This window comes from Caballeronia sordidicola (genome assembly GCF_002220365.1).
In the GTDB taxonomy this organism is placed as follows: Bacteria; Pseudomonadota; Gammaproteobacteria; order Burkholderiales; family Burkholderiaceae; genus Caballeronia; species Caballeronia sordidicola_C.
In genome coordinates this window covers 1-17,917 of the sequence record NZ_MTHB01000017.1, presented here as the reverse complement: position 1 = coordinate 17,917, position 17,917 = coordinate 1, and the positions used below count along the sequence as shown (strand labels likewise).

Sequence of the window (17,917 nt, the reverse complement as noted above, 5' to 3'; positions counted from 1 at the left end):
ATCGAACTAAATGATGCCCGTGACGATCAGGTGCTGTCACTACTACAAGCGCTGAGTACATTGCCATGTTCCGATTCGACGAAGAGCTGAAGGTATTGCTTCATCGTGATGCGGTGGATGGTCGCAAGGGGATCAACGGACTGGTCGCGCTAGTTGAGCAGGCCCTGGGGCTCGATCCCTTTGCCCCGACGGTCTATGCCTTTACCAATAAGCGCCGCGATCGCGTTCGGTTGTTGCTCTGGGATCGCTCGGGTTTCTGGCTATTGATGAAACGGTTAGAGGCAGATCGCTTCGCATGGCCCCGCGAGGCGGCGGTTCTTGAACTGACGGTTGAGCAGTTGCATTGGCTGCTCGACGGTATCAACCTGGCGGCCATGAAGAAGCATTCGGCACGGCACTACGCGCGCGCGAGTTAGTCAGCACCCGCGTATGCGCAGAAAAGCGTTTCGTGGATTGCCTGTCGCATTCACGAGACGCTGATTAGATAGTTACAAATTCCCGTATACCTACGGGGACTCGCGATTGGTTACTGTTACGCCATGGCCCGCGACCTTTACCAACCCCACTCGATCACCGCCGACGAACTCGCTGCGCTCATCGCCGAGCGTGATGCGGCTCTCGCTGCGTGCGATGCAGTGCTTGCCGATCGAGATGCGGTACTGGCCGAGCATGAATTGGTGCGCGGCGAGCTACGAGTGACCAAGGTCGAACGCGACCTGCTCAAGGAACAACTCAAAGCGTTCCAGCGCCAACTGTTCGGCGCCAAGAGCGAAGCACGTAGTGCCCAGCAGCGGGACCTGTTTCTGAACGAAGCCGAAGCGCTGGCGCCCACCGCCGCGACTTTGCCCGCGCAAGATGATCAAGCTGACATCAAGGTCGCGGGTCACAAACGCAAGAAGCCCGGGCGTAAGCCGCTCGATCCGGCGCTGCCGCGGGAAGTCATTCGCTACGAACTGCCGGAATCGGAACGTAGCTGCCCGCACGACGGCTCGGTGCTGGTCGAGATCGGCGTCGAAGTCAGCGAGCAGCTCGACATCATCCCCCAGCAAGTACGGGTGATTCGTCACGAGCGCGTGAAGTACGCGTGCTCGCAGTGCGACCAAGGCATCAAGGTTACGCCGGCGCGTTTGCGCATCATCTCGAAGGGCTTGTTCACCGAAGCGGCCCTGGCCTGGTTTGTAGTCTCCAAATTCATTGATGGCTTGCCGCTGTATCGGATCGCAGCGCTGCTCAGGCGCTTCGGCGGCGACATCTCACGTAATACGCTGGCCGCCAGCGTGGTACGCCTGGGCCAAGCGGTCCAGCCCATCATTAATTTATTGCGAGATCACTTGCTCGACAGTGAGATCGTGTTTGGCGACGAGACCACCGTGCAGGTGCTCAAGGAACCCGGGCGAGCGCCACAAACCAAAAGCTTTATGTGGGCCCAAATGAATGGCAGCGGGCCGCCCGTACGGCTGTTCGGTTACGCACCCGGACGAGGCATGCAACATGGATCTGACCTATGGGCAGGCATGCGTCGTGGCGCGGTGCTAATGACAGACGGCTACGAGTCATACAACGCGATCGCTAAAACCAACGGCCTCGTGCATTTAGGTTGCTGGACGCACGCGAGACGCTATTTTGTGAAAGCCCAGGACGTGTTGCCTAAAGAAGCGCACGGTGTACATCAGCCTTCCACGCAGTTCATCCATCTCATCGGCAAGCTCTACGCGGCGGAGTCGCATGCTCAGAAGAAGCCAAACCAGCGAGCACGCCTTCGGCGGCGTTACAGCACTGCGGTGCTTAAGGAAATCAAGAAACTATTAGACCATCATCTTGAGACGACCGCGCCGAGCGGAAAATTGGGCGAGGCCCTCAGGTATCTCGCCGGGCAGTGGCCAAAACTGAATCGCTATGTTGAAAACGAGGCGTGGCCCATTGATAATAACGAATGTGAGAATTCAATTCGCCCATTTTGCGTAGGACGTCGCTCCTGGCTTTTTGCCGACTCCGTTGGCGGCGCGAAGGCGAGTGCGAACCTCTATTCGCTCGTTCAGACATGCAAAGCAAATCGCATCGATACGTACCAATACCTCGTTGATTTATTCAAAGCCCTGCCGTATGCAAAGACGGTCGAGGACTACCAGGCGTTGCTGCCTTGGAATCTCGGGAAGCCTGAACGGTAAGCCGAGGCATTAGTCAATGCTAATGCGACCATGTCCCTCAAAGACCGCTTACAATGCATCGCAGCTTTTCATCGACCATGTGGCACTTGCATTTCAAGCTCATGTCGCTCATCGATACGGTGGCGTCAGCGAGCGACGGCAAAAGCTGCATAGCATGCTCGCGCCGTGGCAGGAACGTCGTGCGAAGGAACTTCTTATGAAGCACCTTGATGGAAATATCTCGCTTGCCGATGTGGCGCGAGAATGCGGCCTGTCTCGCGGTTTTTTCCTCAAGGCATTTCACCAGACGACGGGACTGCCACCCCATCGCTGGCTCATCACTCAACGCATCGAACGGGCCAAAGAGTATATGCACAACCCGCACATGCCTCTGAGCATCATCTCGCAGGTGTGCGGCTTTGCCGATCAGAGTCATTTCACGCGAACATTCACGCGAATGACAGGCGTCAGTCCAGGTCAATGGCGCGCGAAAAACCTCTGATAGTTACGCGGCCGCTGCACCGGTAGTGCGTCGAAACTGCTCTGCGATTTTGTTCGCGACATCTGCTCGGTTCGGATATGCCAGTTCGACAGTGTGCCGCGCTCGAGAACGTCGCGCTTAAAGTAACAGCTCCGTACAAACGGATATCGCGGTTAGGACTGCCCAGTGTCGCTCGTTGGTCATCAGGCTGTCCCACCTCAAGCGCCAAACCGCAATCAGCGGAAAAGTTCGTGTCGTTTTTTCCGACTTCAGCGCGCGTTCTTAGCGCGTTTGCCAATCGCGGAGATGAACTCGAATGCGCCGCTAAGTTGCCAAGCGTGCGCGGCATCTAGCCTTACATTCCGCACGCCGAGGACACAATTTGGCGCGAATTTCGTCGCTAGTTCGGCGTGCAAAAGGCGTCTTCCGGGACACCGCGTAATCTGAGCAGCTGACGCTGCAATTCCGTGAGGGGAACGTCGAAGACCTGCACAGTGTGTGCACCATCGATCAGCCGGTGACGTTCGGCGTGGCTGAACAGGCGCAGAGTCAGTTCGGTCGTGGGACGTGCGCACCGACGCTGCTCGGGATAAAGAGGCAGCTCGTCGAGATCCTCGCGTTTCATGGCAAGGCGCAGCTCGCGTTCAATGAGCGCCCGCACGAGCAGAGCAAGGAAGTACAGCGTGAAGAAAGCCTCGATGCGACCCTCATCCTTAAGGAACACCCGTGCGATCTCTTGTACGGACTTGATCTGTTCGAAGCGCTTCTCGATCATCGGCTGACCCTTGTGGGCTTCCAGCACCTGGGCCGGTGACAGACTGCGATCGTTTGTAACCAGAGGATACATACCATCGCTGCTGTGATCGTAATTGATGGCCTGTTCGTCGGTCGTCCACTCGATGTCAAAGCGCCACTTGGTAATCTTGCGGTAAGCAGTCTCGGGTCCCGGGCGACCCCGCCGCGTCTGCCGGTATTCGTGTTCTTCACGCACGGTACGACGGACCTTCAGATAGCGGGCGACGTGGTGCTTCTCGATAATCACCTTGATCTGCAGGTCAATCTCGGCAGTGCCACGCAGCCGCGTCTTCGAGCCGGCGAGCAGCACGCGCAACTGCTGGAACTCTTCAATGGCCGCAGCGATGTCCCTGCGTCGCCGGGCCTCCTGGCGCAGGGACAGCAACGGACTCCACACCCATACTATGGGCTAGGCTTCGGCCGACAGTTGCGGCGCGCGAAAGACATACCAGCAGTCGCGCGGGCCGTCGCAGTGGCGCGAATTGGGCCGGTCCCACGCACAGGTGGTCCACTGCGGGGTGTTGGTCTGGATCCACTGGCGGAACTCCGCGTCTTTCAGGCGATTGCGGGGCAACACGGTGACGAACCGTCCGCCCGCGCGATCGATATGGTCCATGTTTTCGCGCGAAGCCGCTCGACCACTTCGATCTGAATGTGCGCCGATGGCGGAAAAGCCGCGCTTCGAGATGTCGACCGGGTGAGGTCCGCCCCGCCCATCCCCCGTTTCGATAGCTGCGAAGAAGCACATGAATCACGTGAGCTCATACGGATAAGCAACCGCCATGCATCATCCCGCATGGATTCTCGCACAACTCACAGCACTCGGCCCGATGCAAGCCGTTCACACAGATCCTATGATGCGCGCGCAATTGTTTCTGTATTCATTTGGCATTCCCTCGAAATGGTAACAAGCTAAGCCAGCGTCGACATCATGGAGCAGGTGTGGCTTCGTAGTTGACCGGCACCCAGTCATACATATTGCCGTCTTGACGGATGTGCCCCAAACCTGGAAAAGCGATGTGCGCGGCGCCGACGAGATAGTGCTTGTCCGCCGCGAGCTTGAGCGCGAAGCGGCGTGAGCGGCGCGCAGCGGGCGCGTCGGTGTCGTATTCGACAGACGCCGTGGGGTTTCGCAACTGGATCGACGCGACGTGAACGACATCGCCCCACACCAGCAGATCTTTCGAATCGCTCTCGATAAGATATGCCGTGTGACCCGGCGTATGGCCGGGAAGCGCCATGGCGCGAATGCCCGAATCGAGTTCGAAATCGCCGCTGAAAGGCTTGAAGCGATTTGCCGCGACATAGGGCGCGACGGACGCGATCGCCGCGTCGAAGAACGTACTAAGGAAAGCCGGCGCTTTCGGTTTATTCGCCGGGTTTAGCCAGTAGTCCGCTTCGACCTGGCTTGTCCGCAAGACAGCGTTCGGAAACACCATGGCCCCGTTGGCGATGATGCCGCCAACATGATCTTTATGCAGATGCGTAAGCAGCACTTCGTCGACTTGCTCGGGCTGATAGCCCGCGGCGCGCAAGTTGCCAAGTAGGAGTCCGCAACAGTTTCCGTAGAGCACGCCAGCGCCTGTGTCAATCAGAATCAGCTTCGAACCGGTATTGATCAGAAAGGCGTTGATCGATCCCTGAACTGGCGCGTGCAGAAAATCCCGCGCGAGGTCGTTTGCGATTTCGGACTTCGGTACGCCTTCGACCACCGTTTCGATAGGAAACGGATGGGTGCCGTCGAGCAACGCGGTCACTTCGAATTGGCCTAACATAATCCGATAAAAACCGGGCCCCTGCGTTTTGACCTGTGGCGCAGCGGCAAGCGCGTCGTAAGACCAAGCCGCGATAACGATGCCCAATATAACGACGTACCATGCACCGCTATGCATGGACCACTTTCGGCGATTCAGCTTTATCATTGCATTCCTCGGATTGAACTCTATCTTCAAGAAATCATACGACGGCATGCTCGAAACCGTTGCTAATTTTTATTAATTGTCCTGAGCCGACGTGATCTTCAGCAGGCCGGACAAGCACCAATCACCGCTATCACATCAAAGTTCAATGCTGAGGGAATCAGGAGATTTGACTTGCCCCTTCAATGACAACACACCTAGTACTACTGTGTCATAACATTCATGGCATTATAGGAGCTTCTTCATTCTTTGCATGAGGAAGCGATGGACTGGGAGACTTCGTTCGACGAGTACCTGGAACACCTATGCGACACAATTGGACACAGTGATCGTCATGCCGCTCTGGTGGGCTATTGTCAGGGGTTGATGCTGCCGATTGCGCGTAAAAGTGTTGAGCCGATCGCGGCCCACCTCGAGCCGCATCGCGTGAGCGCGCGGCACCAGTCCCTCCATCACTTCGTTTCAAAGTCAGAGTGGTCTGACGCCGCATTAATCGAACAGGTTCGGCGCTGGGTATTGCCGCATATGGATCCGTCAAATGGGCTGTACTGGATCATTGACGACACGGGTTTTCCGAAGAAGGGAAAGCATTCGGTGGGCGTGGCGCGGCAATACTGTGGACAGTTGGGGAAGCAGGATAATTGCCAGGTGGCCGTGAGCCTGTCGGTAGCCACAACGGAGGCGAGCCTGCCCGTCGCTTATAAGCTTTACCTTCCGAAGGAATGGGCGGACGATCCGGGGAGACGGCAGTTGGCAGGGGTTCCCGAGGAAATTCAGTTTGCGACCAAGACGCAGATCGCTATCGCGCAACTGGGTGAGGCAAGACAAAGCGGTGCCCCGAACGGCGTGGTGCTGGCTGATGCCGGTTATGGAAACGACACGGCGTTTCGTGACAGCGTTGGTGAACTCGGACTGCAATATGCGGTGGGCATCCAGTCGAGCACCCGCGTATGGCCACCGGGCCTTGCACCACTATCTGCCGAATCCTCTACAGGCAAGGCCGGCCGACCACGAAGCCTCCAGCGCCGGGTACCGGGACACAATCCCGTCGCAGTCAAAGACCTTGCGCTCGCGCTCGAACCATCTTGCTATCACACGGTTTCGTGGCGCGAAGGCACGCGTAGCGGCTTGAGTTCCCGCTTTGCGGCGTTGCGCGTGCGGGCCTCTCACCGAGACTATTGGCGAGCTACGCCGCGCGATGAGGAATGGCTGCTTATCGAGTGGCCCATTGGTGAACCCGAGCCAAGCAAATACTGGCTTTCCACATTGCCCGATGCGACGGCAGTCGAACATCTGGTTCACGTTTCCAAAATGCGCTGGCGCATTGAGCGTGACTACCAGGATCTAAAGCAGGAGTTCGGCCTTCGACACTTCGAGGGGCGTGGGTGGCGTGGATTTCATCATCACGCATCCCTATGCATTGCCGCCTATGGGTTTCTCGTCGCACAGCGCCTCAATGAAGGCAGTAAAAAAAACTCCGAAATCCGCAGCGCACCTGCCTTACCCACGGACTACATCCCACGCGGCTCCCCAGCGAATGCAGCGACACGTACCTGACTCGATCGCAACGCTGCGCTGGCGAATTGCTGCCCATATCTCCAGGCGATTAAAGAGATGTCCGTATTGCTGCGTTACCTCAAATATTTTGTGACACAGTAGTACTAGCAGGCTGCGGAAATACGGCCTCGAAAAAACGATGATCTTATCGAGTCAGCGACAAACAGCAGTGTTTTTTACATTGCGAAATTTCGGGCGCTAATACCAACGTCTTGGGCGCGACATGAATCGTTTTCGCGCGATTTCGTTGCCTAATTTGCCTGGCGGACTTGTCCTAATGAGCGCAGGCGCACGAGGTTGTAGGCGGCCATGTTCAGAACGAACATTTGGTCAACCCTCTTCAGCCCCCGTACCGCAACCTGACGCATACGTCCCACGGTCTTCACCCACCCGAAACCTTGTTCGATCAACTTGCGCTTTTGTTGCGAAATGGCGTAGCCCACACTCGCCGCGATTGTGTCGGCGACAGCCGAGCGCCGTCCCGAGGTATTTTGCGCCACGTGCGGGGTCGCCTTCATCTCCTGGCAAGCTTCGATGAATTCCTGCGCGTCATAACCCTTATCCGCGCCCACCGTGATTTCGACACGATCATCGTCAATTGCTTCCCGTGCATCGTTAAGCATGACCTTGGCCGCTTCGCTTCAGCGTGCCCGTCAGCGCATGTGACGCGCGCGTTGACGATTAAACCGTGGCGGTTGTCACTGAGCGTGTGGCCCATGTAGCGCAATTCACTAGCGGTCTTCCCCTTGCGATAGAGTCGCGCTTCAGGATCAGTCTTGGACTGATGCGTCTCGTTGCTGCGTTTGCTTCCCTTGAAGTCGGCGTCGTCACCGCCCTTGTTGTTCTGGTCGTCACTATCCTTGCGTACAAAACTCTTACGACCCGCCCATGCTTGAATCAGCGTACCGTCCACGCTGAAGTGCTCGCCCGAGAGCAGCTCCTTCTTGCCGGCGATCTTCACAACTTCGTTGAAGAATTCGACTACCGCATCGTGCATGATCAAGCGCTCGCGGTTCTTGGTGAAGACCGTGGGCACCCACACCACAGGGCTGTTAACTTCTGCTGCGCTGTGTTAACGTCGCCCTTCGAAACAAGGGGCAAAAGGCAGATGATGTTCGGTGGCGTATTTTCGGAATTGCGGGACGTTCGGCGAGCGCAGGGCAAACGCTACGCGCTGGAGCCGTTGCTTTGTGCGATCGTGATGTCGATCCTGGCCGGATCCAAGTCGTTCAGGACAATGGAAGTGTTTATCGATGAGCAACTGACGAACCTGAACCGGCTGTTCGGGACAAGCTGGCGCAAGGCGCCGTGCTGGGTGGCGATTCGGGAATTTCTGCTGGGTCTGGACGAGCAGGAGTTGGAACGCGCGTTTCGTGAGCATGCGCACCGGCAGACATCACCGCCACCCGGCCGGCAATTCATTGCCATTGATGGCAAAGCATTGCGGGGAAGTGCAGATCGCGTGAAGGACGTCTCCGCCCGGCAACTGGTTTCGGCGTTCGATCATGATGGCCTGATCGTGCTGGGTCACATCGAAGTGGATGACAAGTCCAACGAAATACCGGCTGCACAGGCGTTGATCGAGTCATTCGGATTGTCGGGACAGGTTTTTACGCTGGACGCGCTGCATTGCCAAAAAAAACGCTAGCGTTGGCGCTGGAGAAGGAAGCCGACGCCGTGGTGCAAGTAAAGGGTAACCAGCCGACATTGCTCGATGCCTGTGCAAGCCTGGCACTTCATCGTGTCGCTGCACAATGCGACGTGCAGCATGACAAGGGACACGGACGTATCGAAACGCGTACCGTGCATACCTTTGACGTACCGCCGCACTGGATGCCAGAGGAATGGCAAGCATTGGTATGCCAGGTCGCGAAGATAGAACGTACGTCTGAACGCAAAACCCGTGATGGCTGGGTGCGCACCGCCGAGACGGCTTGGTGGATCAGCACAACACCCCTGAGCGCGGCCGATTTCCAGCTTGCCATTAGAGGGCATTGGTCCGTCGAGAATCAGAATCACTACGTGCGTGACGTAACGTTACACGAAGATGCCTGCAGGACCCGAAACAAGCCCTGCGTGTTGGCGCGTCTGCGTTCGATGGCATTGAACTGCCTACGCGCCGCGCGCGTTCAGAATATTGCCGTCGAACTGCAACGACACGCGATGAACTTTGAACGATTGCGCAGATGCGCTTACGGAAACGCGAGAACCTAACAGCCGTGACCCACACCACGTCATCCATTGACAAGCCAATGAACCAGCGGAAAAGCAAGTTGTATTGCACCTGTTCCATAAGTTGGCGTTCCGAGCGGACGCTGAAGAGCACCTGAAGCAGCATAGCTCGCAGCAACTTCTCCAGCGCAATGCTTGGGCGTCCGCCTTTAATATCGGCCTCGTACATCCCGGCGAACAACCGGTCCATCTTTGCAAGTGCATCGTTCGCCATTACTCGAATCGAGCGCAGTGGATGCGCCCTTGGAACGAAGTCCTCCAGCTTGCGCACGGAAAACAAACTCTCGGTGAACGTGTCGTTGCCGCGCATGATCTCTTCAGGCAGTAGGGGTCTTTATTAAACGCTCTCAGTTGCGTTCGCGATGACATTCGTAGTCGCTATTTCAGCGGCCTGCTAGGAGATGCACTAACCCTCAAACACGCAGCAGCCCATTGAAAACAAATTTCAGCGCCGCAAGAGGCCTGAATGTTGAAACGTGAACGAAAATTAATATCTAGGACTTATCGTTTCCGTGATAATAGAGCGTCACGCCGACTATTATCACTCTCTCCTGATTTTTGGAACGTGAACTGGCATGACTATAAGCATGACGAATAAAGGTGACGATTCATGTTTGTCCATTCAGAAACTTTTATCGCTGCACCCAATGCAGTCCGACAGAAGGACTCTCTGGGATGTCTTTCGAATCATCTGGACATAGACCTTGAACTCCACACAGGAGAGTTTACGTTTTACCGCAAATGCCGGCGTCACGAACAGACCAGTGAAGTTGTCACGCCCGCTTCCGATCGCGGATTCCTGATCGGCGTTTCGCTGACAGCGGGCCACCGCCGGCAAATCTTTTCTGGCAACCGGTCGGCGTCGCACGACTTCGAAAAAGACTCGGTCTACATCCGCAACTTCGAAAATGATTACCGGGCCGACCTGCTTGGTGCGTTCGACTTCGTGCTAGTAGAGTTCTCGCGCGCCTTCATAGCGAACTTGCGCTACGAGCAAGGCGGCTCGGCAATCGCGGGCTTTTCCTCGCTCCCGGGCCGCAAAGACGCGATTTTCGGCCACCTCGCGCAAGTGTTGGCGCTCACACTGGATCGCGGCAGTAAGACCAGTCCAGTTTTTGTCGAACAATTGGGTGTCGCGATCGGCACACATCTAATTGATAAGTATGGGAATGCATTAACTCAGTCGAACAAGAAGAACCGGCGGCTCTCGAGCCTGCACGAAACGCGCGCCAAAGACATGCTGCTCGGGAAAGCACAGGGCAGCGTCTCGCTCGAAGAGATTGCGAGCGCTTGCAACCTGTCGCGCAGCTACTTTATCCGGGCATTTCGCGAAACAATGGACCGCACGCCGCATCAATGGCTATTGGAGCGGCGCATAGATCAAGCACGAGAGCTGCTCAAGCATTCCAACTCGTCCCTGTCAGACATCGCTATGGCATGCGGCTTCGTCGACCAAAGCCACTTCACACGAACCTTTTCGCAACTAGTCGGGACGCCACCGGGCACCTGGCGCCGCCAGAACACTCGTTGAACAAACCATCCGCTGCGCGGTTTGGTTGGACGATAACCCGGCGGACGCATAGCACCTCGGCCGCGGTAATGCACTTTCGTACAAAGCATCGCACTAACGTACAAGACGCGCGAGCACCGTCGCGGTAACTTCAACCATGCCAATTGCCTTTGCCCGCGATTGGCTTTCCCATCACCACAGGCACCCACTCTTATCCCTGGCTAGCGCTCTCTGTCCCTGAGCCTAAAAACGTCATGATTGAAATAGGTAACTTTCAGATCGATCTTGAAATGCGCACTTTGCTGCAAAACGGCGAGGAAGTGCATGTCGGGTCTCGCGCCTTTGACATCCTTGCCGTCGTTGCTGCGGCCGCAGGGCGTCTCGTCACGAAAGACGAAATGATGAATGCCGTCTGGCCCGACACCATCGTTGAAGAAAACAACGTACAGGTCCATCTCTCGGCGCTGCGCAAAATACTGGGTCCGGATCGCGACTTGATCCTCACCGTGCCGGGCCGCGGCTATCAGCTTCTCCAGCGGCAGAAAAGGGTCACGTCTCGCGAAACCGCGTCGCAGGCGGCCGGAGGACGTCGTCTTCCGCCGTCCAAGTCCAGGCTGCTCGGACGCGACTGCGCAGTCAAGCTGATTAGCTCGATGCTGACGCATACGCATGTGCTGACGTTGGTGGGCGCAGGCGGCATCGGCAAGACAACGCTTGCCATCGAAGCGGCTCGCCATTGCTCGGCCGATTTCGCCGAAGCAGTCTGCCTAGTCGAATTGGCCACGTTAACTACGCCAGAGGACGTGCTCGGCGCAATCGTTGAAGGCTGCGGGTTGACGCTGCCCGGCCCACAAGCAGACGTCGCGCAAGTGGTCGCGGCGCTGGGCCGGCACCGCATGTTGCTGGTGCTCGATAACGCTGAGCATGTGATCGCAGCAGTCGCGCACATTCTCGATGCGCTGGTTGTAGGCAACGATATGCTGCGCGTGCTCGTGACGAGCAGAGAGCCGCTTCGGATCATGCCTGAGACGATATTCAGGGTCGATCCGCTGGGTGTGCCGCCGGCCGGTTGTACCAACGAAGAAATCCTGAAGTGTTCCGCAGTCAATCTGTTCCTCCTGCGCGCCAACTCTTTGCAAGGCGAAATCGGCGTCGACAGTGCGGAAATCCGACTCGTTGGCGAGATTTGCCGGCGTCTAGGTGGTATACCGCTGGCCATCGAACTAGCGGCTGCTCGTGTCGTCGCCCTAGGCGTAGAGGGGGTCCATCGCCGGTTGGATGACCGCATGGCGATTCTGGCCGGCGGATATCGGACGGCGCTACCGCGTCATCAAACCCTGCGCGCGACGTTCGACTGGAGTTTCGCGATACTCGACGCGAAAACGCAGTCACTATTCCGGCGTCTCGCGATATTCGGCAGCAGCTTCACTTTCGAGGTAATGTGCGCGGTCATGTGCGACGACGAATTTTCAGTGGCGAGCGCGATCAGCGGCATCACCGAACTGGTGGCGAAGTCACTGGTCAACGTAGAATTCGAGGGGCCAGTAGCGAAATATCGGCTATCCGAATCGACCCGTGCCTATGCGTTCGAAAAGCTGCAGGCCGAAGGCGAATTGCAGACCATGACCTCGCGCAATGCTCGCTATCTATCCAGCCTCTTTCAGCCGCAAGCGGGTGGCGATCTGAACGAAGAGCTCGGCAATCGGCTGGATGTTAAACAGACACTCGACGACGCGCGCATCGCCATTAGTTGAGCCTTCCCTCCCGAAGACGATCTGTGCATCGGCGTCTAGTTCGCGTCGAAGCTGGTCGGCGCACTACTCGAAGCGGGCTTGATCGAAGCGTGCCGTGCGCGCGCCTCGGTGACCCTCGACGCACTCGAAACGCCGACTGCCCGATCGCTGAATACCGCAAACGAAATGCGTGTACGCGCCCTTCCGACGTTCAGGCATAGCGCGTACTAATTGAAAGCCGTCTTACAAGCCGTGGCGCACGCGGCTCACCGACGCGCGGACACTGCAACGGCGCCGCCGGCGTACTCCCTTACGACTGAACAGACGCCCGCAGATCCGCATTCACGCGGTCCGCAAGCGTCGTCCGCAAGCCGGGCGACGCACCTTCGTAAACCTTCACCCAGAGGTGGCATGATCTTCGCGGACGGAACGCTGGAGTTACCGAGCGCCACAATCTGGTCGTCGTCATCCTGCAGCACGAGCGCCGGAACAGTGATCTGCTTCAGGTCCTCGCTGTAGTCAGTTTCCGAGAATGCATTGATGCAGTCGTGCAAGCCCTTGATCGAGCTTGCGACACCGGCGCGTTCGGCCGATAAAAGTCGTAGAGCGGCAACGCCACGTCTTTGAAGAACTGTGGGCGGTGTTCCGTACGCCATCCCGCATCCCGTCGAATACCAACATCGGCAGGCCGCCCAGATTCGGGCACGTCTTCAACATGAGCGGCGGCACGGAGACTATCATCAAGGCCTTGGCCGCGCGCTTCGTACCGTGGCGCGCAATGGAGCGCGCCACTTCGCCGCCACCGGTCGAGTGACCGACCATCACAATGTTGATTGGTTCGAGCTTTCGATCAGCTCGGCGAGATCGTCTGCACAAGTGTTCATATCGTTGCAGCTCCGCGGCTGCAACGAACGTCCATGACCACGACGATCATGCGCAACCACGCGATAGCCGCGCTCCGCAAGACACACCACCTGCGCGTCCCAACCGTCCGCGTTGCGGCTAGCCATAAAAGAAGAAAATCGGTCGGCCTGAACTTCAATCCTTGAAATGGATTTCCGTGCCGCCCTGGGTGGTGAAATAAGCCATCATTTCCGCACCGATCGATTTGGTTGGCAGTCTTGTACCGTTGCGTCATGCGGGCAAAACGCGTTGATGCTGGCGGCTGCCTGGCGGAGTGCGGCCCTCAGCGGTTGCCACCGTCTGGCTCCGGTACGCGTGGATCTGGCCGACAACCGCAGCGGCATCGCCCACCGCCGCCGGCACGCGATTCGAGGTGACCGCCGAGGCGGTGTGCAGTGATTCACTGCATTGTGCATGCCTGCGTACTCGCCTTCCCCTTCAACGGCCACATAACGTATGCTTCAACGACCATCATGCACTTCGGCAATGTATCCGCCCGGGAATTCGAGCATGTCGGTCTCACTCGATGCAGCGCCATATGCGAATGGCACTTACTTTAGCTATTCGCTGCTCAATGTCGAGCGTAAGTATTTGAAGATAAAGGAGGTTGGCTAACCTTGGATCGATAGGATGGTTAGTTACGAAACACCCAAGCCATCTCACCAAAGGCCAGCCAGCATGGATCGTAAAGCCCAAAGCGATTTGTATCAACGCCGCAACCGCGTCCGGCGGCGGGCGCAGTCGAGCGAGGCGGTGGAGTTCTTCAACATTCTGACGAGTGCGCAATTGCTTGAAACGACCGAAGCGCAGTTGCCCGAGCACCGCGAGCGGCTGTATCCGCCGACAGTGACGCTGTCGATGTTCATGCGCCAGACGCTGGAGGCCGATGGCTCGTGCCAGAAGGTGGTCAATGGCTGGGCGGCGCAGCGCGCCGCCGACGGCCTGAGTGCTTGCAGCGTTCGCACAGGCGCGTATTGCAGGGCACGCCAGCGCCTGCCGGTAGAGATGGTCACGGCTCTCACGCGGCAAACAGGCCGGCTTCTGAGCCAGCAGGCGCTGCGGCCATGGCAATGGCGCGGTCGCACGCTCAAACTGGTGGACGGTACGGGGCTGTCGATGCCCGATACCCCCGATAATCAGACTGCATATCCGCAACCCAGTAGCCAGGCGAGCGGGGTGGGTTTTCCACTGGCACGATTGGTGGCGGTGATTTGCCTGGCCACCGGCGCAGCGCTGGATGCGGCGATCGGGCCTCACAGCGGCAAAGGCACCGGCGAGCTTGGTCTGGTGCGCGCTCTGCTCGATGGTTTTCGTGCGGGAGACGTGATGGTTGCAGATGCGCTGTACTGCAACTATTTCCTGATCTCCTCGCTGCTGGAGCGGGGCGTGGATTGCGTGTTCGAGCAAAATGGATCGCGTATCACCGACTTTCGACGCGGCCAATCGCTGGGTACGCGCGACCATATCGTGTGCTGGCCCAAACCGCCTCGCCCGGAGTGGATGACGCCCGAGCAGTACGCGCAAGCACCCCAGAACATTACGCTGCGCGAAGCCAAGGTGGACCATGAGGTGCTGGTCACCACGTTGTTGAATCAGCGCGAGCTCAGCAAAGCCGATCTCTCTGCGCTGTACGCGCGCCGATGGAATGTCGAGCTCGATCTGCGCAACCTCAAGACCACCATGGGCATGGACGTACTGCGTTGCCAGACACCGGAAATGAACGAAAAACAGCTGTGGGTCCATCTGCTGGCCTACAACGTGATCCGGCTGCTGATGGCGCAGGCCGCCGCCAATGCCGGCGTCGATCCGCGCGGTTTGAGTTTCAAGCACACGGTGCAACTGTGGATTGAATGGGTCACGCGCGGTCTATCGGCAACGCAGGACAACCAACGACTGTTCACGTTGATCGCTCAAAGCAAGGTCGGTCATCGACCGGGACGCATCGAGCCTCGAATGCGAAAGCGACGACCCAAACCTTACCCATGGTTGAAGGTGCCGCGCGACCAGGCGCGTCGCCATGTACAGCGGTACGGTCATGCGCCCAGGGCAAAGTAAGTGCCATTCGCGCCATATGCCGAATAAAGCACCATCGCTTCGGCCGCTTGCGCTCGATCGTCCGCGCCACATCGGCGACGCCGTAGCCGGTCGTCTCACTCCCGAACGGAAACCGCCGCTAGAGCAGCACACCCTGCCCCACGCCGGCGACGTCAGCACCAATAATCACGAAGTCGCCCGTCACGTGCGCAGTGAACAGTCCAAACAGCGCGATGGAACCCACCCTCTCGACGTAGCCTGCTATCAGCGCAAGGGTCGTATCTTCCTACCGAATCACAACCGACGCTCCGTGATTCGAAAACCGCCGGGCGCGACATCAAGCGCCCTCCTTCATCGCGCGGGGTGCCACCGACTTTTGGGCCGTCGTACCTTTCATCTGCTCCGTAACCTGGGCCATCGGTGCCTGCGCGAAAAACTGCGCCTTCGCAACCGGTATGGCGTGCTCGCCGAGTACCATGCCGAGCAACCCGGCTAGCGCAATCAGTGGCGGTGCCGGCGACTGCACTTTGAGCAGCCAATAAAGGAGCCCGATGCCGAAGCCGACTCCCAGTGAAATGATGTATCCCATGTTGATCCTCTTTTCTCTAACTACTGTCAGTTCGGCCAATCCGAACCCAATATCAGTCCGCAGAAATTCTGGCGGCGGTAGTTCGGATCCCACCGGTCCAGCACGTCGGCATTCACCGTCCCGAACGTCGTATCCGGACGATGCGCCATGCCACGCGCATAGGCGTCGATAAGCCTCTTTTTGAAACCCGATTCGCGGGGATAGGCTTGCACGATTTCGTCCCGCTGCTGCGCCGTGAAGTCTTCGTAGCAGGCGCCGCGGACATCCATCTGCACACCGGCACTCATCATGGCGATCAGGGGCGACATGTGCTCCGGAATGCCGGGGGTCGTGTGCAGCGCTATCGCCGCCCAAACTTCATCTATCGCGTCGTCGGCGACTGCGTAGTTCATCAGAAATTCGCGCGCGGCGTTCGCGCCATCCACCTCGTAGCGGTAAGGTGAGTCGTGATACTTCGCGTTTAACCCGACGTTGTGAAACATCGCCCCGACATAAAGCAGTTCCGCGTCGAATGTCAGCTTTTTCTGGTATCCACTTAGTGCAGCAAAAAAAAATGCTCTTAACGCATGATGAAACATTAATTCTGACTTCGTGCCCCGCATCAGATCCGTTACCGCCTGCGCCATTGCACTGTCGGGAATTTCAACGCCGGCAATATTTTTCTTCATCTGAACTCCTCCTTGTCACAAATCCCTGCTCCAGTGCGACACCGTCCGCATACCGGGCGAAGCGAGGAGGTACGACATCCCGGCAAGTCCTGTCCGTTGCAGCGTAGCGTGTTTATCCAATTGATACTTTGGCGAATTCTTAAACAACACTTAGAGGCGGTTTCAAAAATCCATAATAGTTCGCTGGAGAGTATTTCAACAGATTAGCCAAGCAGCCAACTCCAAGAAAGTTTCATGGAACTTGGCAAATCGCTCATAGCGGATTCGAAGACCATCAAAATCATCGATCCAAGCATAAGTACGTTTGACTGCCCATCGATACTTTCGAGTTCGCTGCCACGCTCAGTACGGCGCTTTTCGAGAACAGGTTAATACCCGATCGCGCAATTTCTGTCGGTGTGCTTCGGAGTCTTATCCGCGATCAGCATAGACGACTTGGGGCTTTTGCAAAGGGCGACCGCGGATGATGTGCAGATGCGAGTCCTTAAGACCGGGAATGACCGTCCGGCCCTTGAGGTCGATTTGCCGCGGTCCCTCTTTCACGTGACGCATCACGGCATCGCGTGACCCCGAAGCGATGATGCGGCCATCGGCGACCGCAATCGCATCGGCGAACGAGCGTTTGTCGTCCTGCGTGGCGATTTTGCCGTTGAAAAACACGATATCGGCGGGCGTCGGCGCGGAAGTATTGGAAGTCATGGTGATCCTCACAGGGAGCGCTCCGCTGTTCACGCGCGGAACTGTTCATGGGAAGCGGCCGCTCGACGCGATTGCCTCCATAAAGCATTAGTAACAGGTCGTGGCCGGCATGTAGAATTCAGAATACCGATGCACCGCCCGCGAATCCCGCTGCATTCACCGGCACGTTCGTGCAGATGCAAGCTCAATAGATCCGAGGCAGACGCGACCCGCATAGTCTTCGAGTCGCCCCGGCTCGCCGGACGACGCAATGCGGCTACTTACTTCTTGGCAGGCACCGCTGCCAGAACTTCGTGCGGCTGCGTCGTACGCTGGGGAGCCTTGTGCACCATCGTGTAGGCATAGTCCACCCCCATCCCATACGCACCCGAATGCTCTTTGGCGATCTTCATGACTGCGTCGTAGGTCTCCTTGTGCGCCCAATCGCGTTGCCATTCGAGCAGCACCTGTTGCCAGGTCACAGGTACCACGCCGGCCTGGATCATGCGTAGCATCGCGAAGTCATGCGCTTCTTTCGTCGTGCCGCCCGACGCGTCGGCGACCATGTAAATTTCGTAGTCGCCTTCGTCCATGGCACACAACGAAAAGGTGTTGTTGCACACCTCGGTCCACAGGCCTGCCACCACCACCTTTTTCCGACCATTGGCGGC

General features: G+C 57.7%; 13 protein-coding genes and 7 pseudogenes. 8 read left to right on the top strand and 12 right to left on the bottom strand.

The features are described from left to right. Positions 1-65 precede the first annotated feature (65 nt). The 3 genes from tnpB to BSU04_RS48485 all read left to right on the top strand — a co-directional run bounded on the left by tnpB (position 66) and on the right by BSU04_RS48485 (position 2,649). On the top strand, positions 66-416 hold the full coding sequence (gene tnpB, locus BSU04_RS01805; RefSeq protein ID WP_086382360.1) for an IS66 family insertion sequence element accessory protein TnpB: 351 nt from the start codon (positions 66-68) through the stop codon (positions 414-416). 123 nt (positions 417-539) lie between these two features. Next, positions 540-2,168, top strand: coding sequence for an IS66 family transposase (tnpC, locus tag BSU04_RS01800; protein WP_089158984.1), 1,629 nt, complete (start codon positions 540-542; stop codon positions 2,166-2,168). Positions 2,169-2,184: 16 nt separating this feature from the next. Beyond that, complete coding sequence (locus BSU04_RS48485) at positions 2,185-2,649, top strand: helix-turn-helix transcriptional regulator (RefSeq protein WP_306427167.1); 465 nt, start codon at positions 2,185-2,187, stop codon at positions 2,647-2,649. A gap of 379 nt (positions 2,650-3,028) precedes the next feature. Here BSU04_RS48485 and BSU04_RS01790 read toward each other — a convergent pair whose 3' ends face one another. The 3 genes from BSU04_RS01790 to BSU04_RS01780 form a co-directional block, all read right to left on the bottom strand. Next, positions 3,029-3,820 carry an IS1634 family transposase gene (locus tag BSU04_RS01790; protein ID WP_441299945.1) on the bottom strand — a complete coding sequence of 264 codons (792 nt, stop codon included), beginning with the start codon at positions 3,818-3,820 and terminating at the stop codon, positions 3,029-3,031. 12 nt (positions 3,821-3,832) lie between these two features. Beyond that, positions 3,833-4,039 (bottom strand): hypothetical protein, encoded by a 207-nt coding sequence (locus BSU04_RS45165; protein ID WP_144021096.1) that lies wholly within the window; start codon positions 4,037-4,039, stop codon positions 3,833-3,835. A 313-nt stretch (positions 4,040-4,352) separates the two neighbouring features. Beyond that, positions 4,353-5,345, bottom strand: coding sequence for an MBL fold metallo-hydrolase (locus tag BSU04_RS01780; protein ID WP_089158985.1), 993 nt, complete (start codon positions 5,343-5,345; stop codon positions 4,353-4,355). 261 nt (positions 5,346-5,606) lie between these two features. On the opposite strand from BSU04_RS01780, the gene BSU04_RS01775 reads away from it, so the two are divergent. Further along, positions 5,607-6,899, top strand: coding sequence for an IS701 family transposase (locus BSU04_RS01775; protein WP_089158981.1), 1,293 nt, complete (start codon positions 5,607-5,609; stop codon positions 6,897-6,899). Positions 6,900-7,150: 251 nt separating this feature from the next. On the opposite strand, the pseudogene BSU04_RS01770 reads toward BSU04_RS01775, so the two are convergent. Continuing rightward, positions 7,151-7,941 (bottom strand): annotated as a pseudogene (locus tag BSU04_RS01770) (IS5 family transposase); the annotation flags it as partial. A 93-nt stretch (positions 7,942-8,034) separates the two neighbouring features. Here BSU04_RS01770 and BSU04_RS48685 point away from each other — a divergent pair. Next, positions 8,035-9,113: pseudogene (locus BSU04_RS48685) on the top strand (ISAs1 family transposase); the annotation flags it as partial. Here the strand turns inward: BSU04_RS48685 and BSU04_RS01760 are convergent. Further along, a pseudogene (locus BSU04_RS01760) lies at positions 9,112-9,441 on the bottom strand (transposase); the annotation flags it as partial. The pseudogenes BSU04_RS48685 and BSU04_RS01760 overlap by 2 nt on opposite strands. A gap of 300 nt (positions 9,442-9,741) precedes the next feature. On the opposite strand from BSU04_RS01760, the gene BSU04_RS01755 reads away from it, so the two are divergent. Together BSU04_RS01755 and BSU04_RS01750 are read left to right on the top strand one after the other, a co-directional pair. Beyond that, on the top strand, positions 9,742-10,662 hold the full coding sequence (locus BSU04_RS01755; RefSeq protein WP_089158979.1) for a helix-turn-helix transcriptional regulator: 921 nt from the start codon (positions 9,742-9,744) through the stop codon (positions 10,660-10,662). 269 nt (positions 10,663-10,931) lie between these two features. Further along, entirely contained in the window at positions 10,932-12,395 is a 1,464-nt protein-coding gene (locus BSU04_RS01750) for an ATP-binding protein (protein ID WP_306427166.1), read from the top strand. A 289-nt stretch (positions 12,396-12,684) separates the two neighbouring features. On the opposite strand, the pseudogene BSU04_RS01745 reads toward BSU04_RS01750, so the two are convergent. Beyond that, positions 12,685-13,463 (bottom strand): annotated as a pseudogene (locus BSU04_RS01745) (alpha/beta fold hydrolase). A gap of 492 nt (positions 13,464-13,955) precedes the next feature. Between BSU04_RS01745 and BSU04_RS01740 the strand changes: the two are divergent. Then, positions 13,956-15,332, top strand: coding sequence for an IS4 family transposase (locus BSU04_RS01740; RefSeq protein WP_089158978.1), 1,377 nt, complete (start codon positions 13,956-13,958; stop codon positions 15,330-15,332). A 121-nt stretch (positions 15,333-15,453) separates the two neighbouring features. Here BSU04_RS01740 and BSU04_RS47305 read toward each other — a convergent pair. The 6 genes and pseudogenes from BSU04_RS47305 to BSU04_RS01720 form a co-directional block, all read right to left on the bottom strand. Next, a pseudogene (locus tag BSU04_RS47305) lies at positions 15,454-15,579 on the bottom strand (DUF1275 domain-containing protein); the annotation flags it as partial. 69 nt (positions 15,580-15,648) lie between these two features. Next, a complete protein-coding gene (locus tag BSU04_RS01735; RefSeq protein WP_089158977.1) occupies positions 15,649-15,900 on the bottom strand; it encodes a DUF1427 family protein in 252 nt (83 codons plus the stop codon). A gap of 26 nt (positions 15,901-15,926) precedes the next feature. After that, positions 15,927-16,568 (bottom strand): phosphohydrolase, encoded by a 642-nt coding sequence (locus BSU04_RS01730; protein WP_089158976.1) that lies wholly within the window; start codon positions 16,566-16,568, stop codon positions 15,927-15,929. A 195-nt stretch (positions 16,569-16,763) separates the two neighbouring features. After that, positions 16,764-17,033, bottom strand: a pseudogene (locus BSU04_RS47300) (transposase); the annotation flags it as partial. Further along, positions 17,025-17,267 (bottom strand): annotated as a pseudogene (locus tag BSU04_RS01725) (amidohydrolase); the annotation flags it as partial. The pseudogenes BSU04_RS47300 and BSU04_RS01725, both read right to left, overlap by 9 nt. 260 nt (positions 17,268-17,527) lie before the next feature. Then, positions 17,528-17,917 (bottom strand): isochorismatase family protein (locus BSU04_RS01720; RefSeq protein WP_144021095.1); only part of this gene is annotated, 390 nt, incomplete at its 5' end.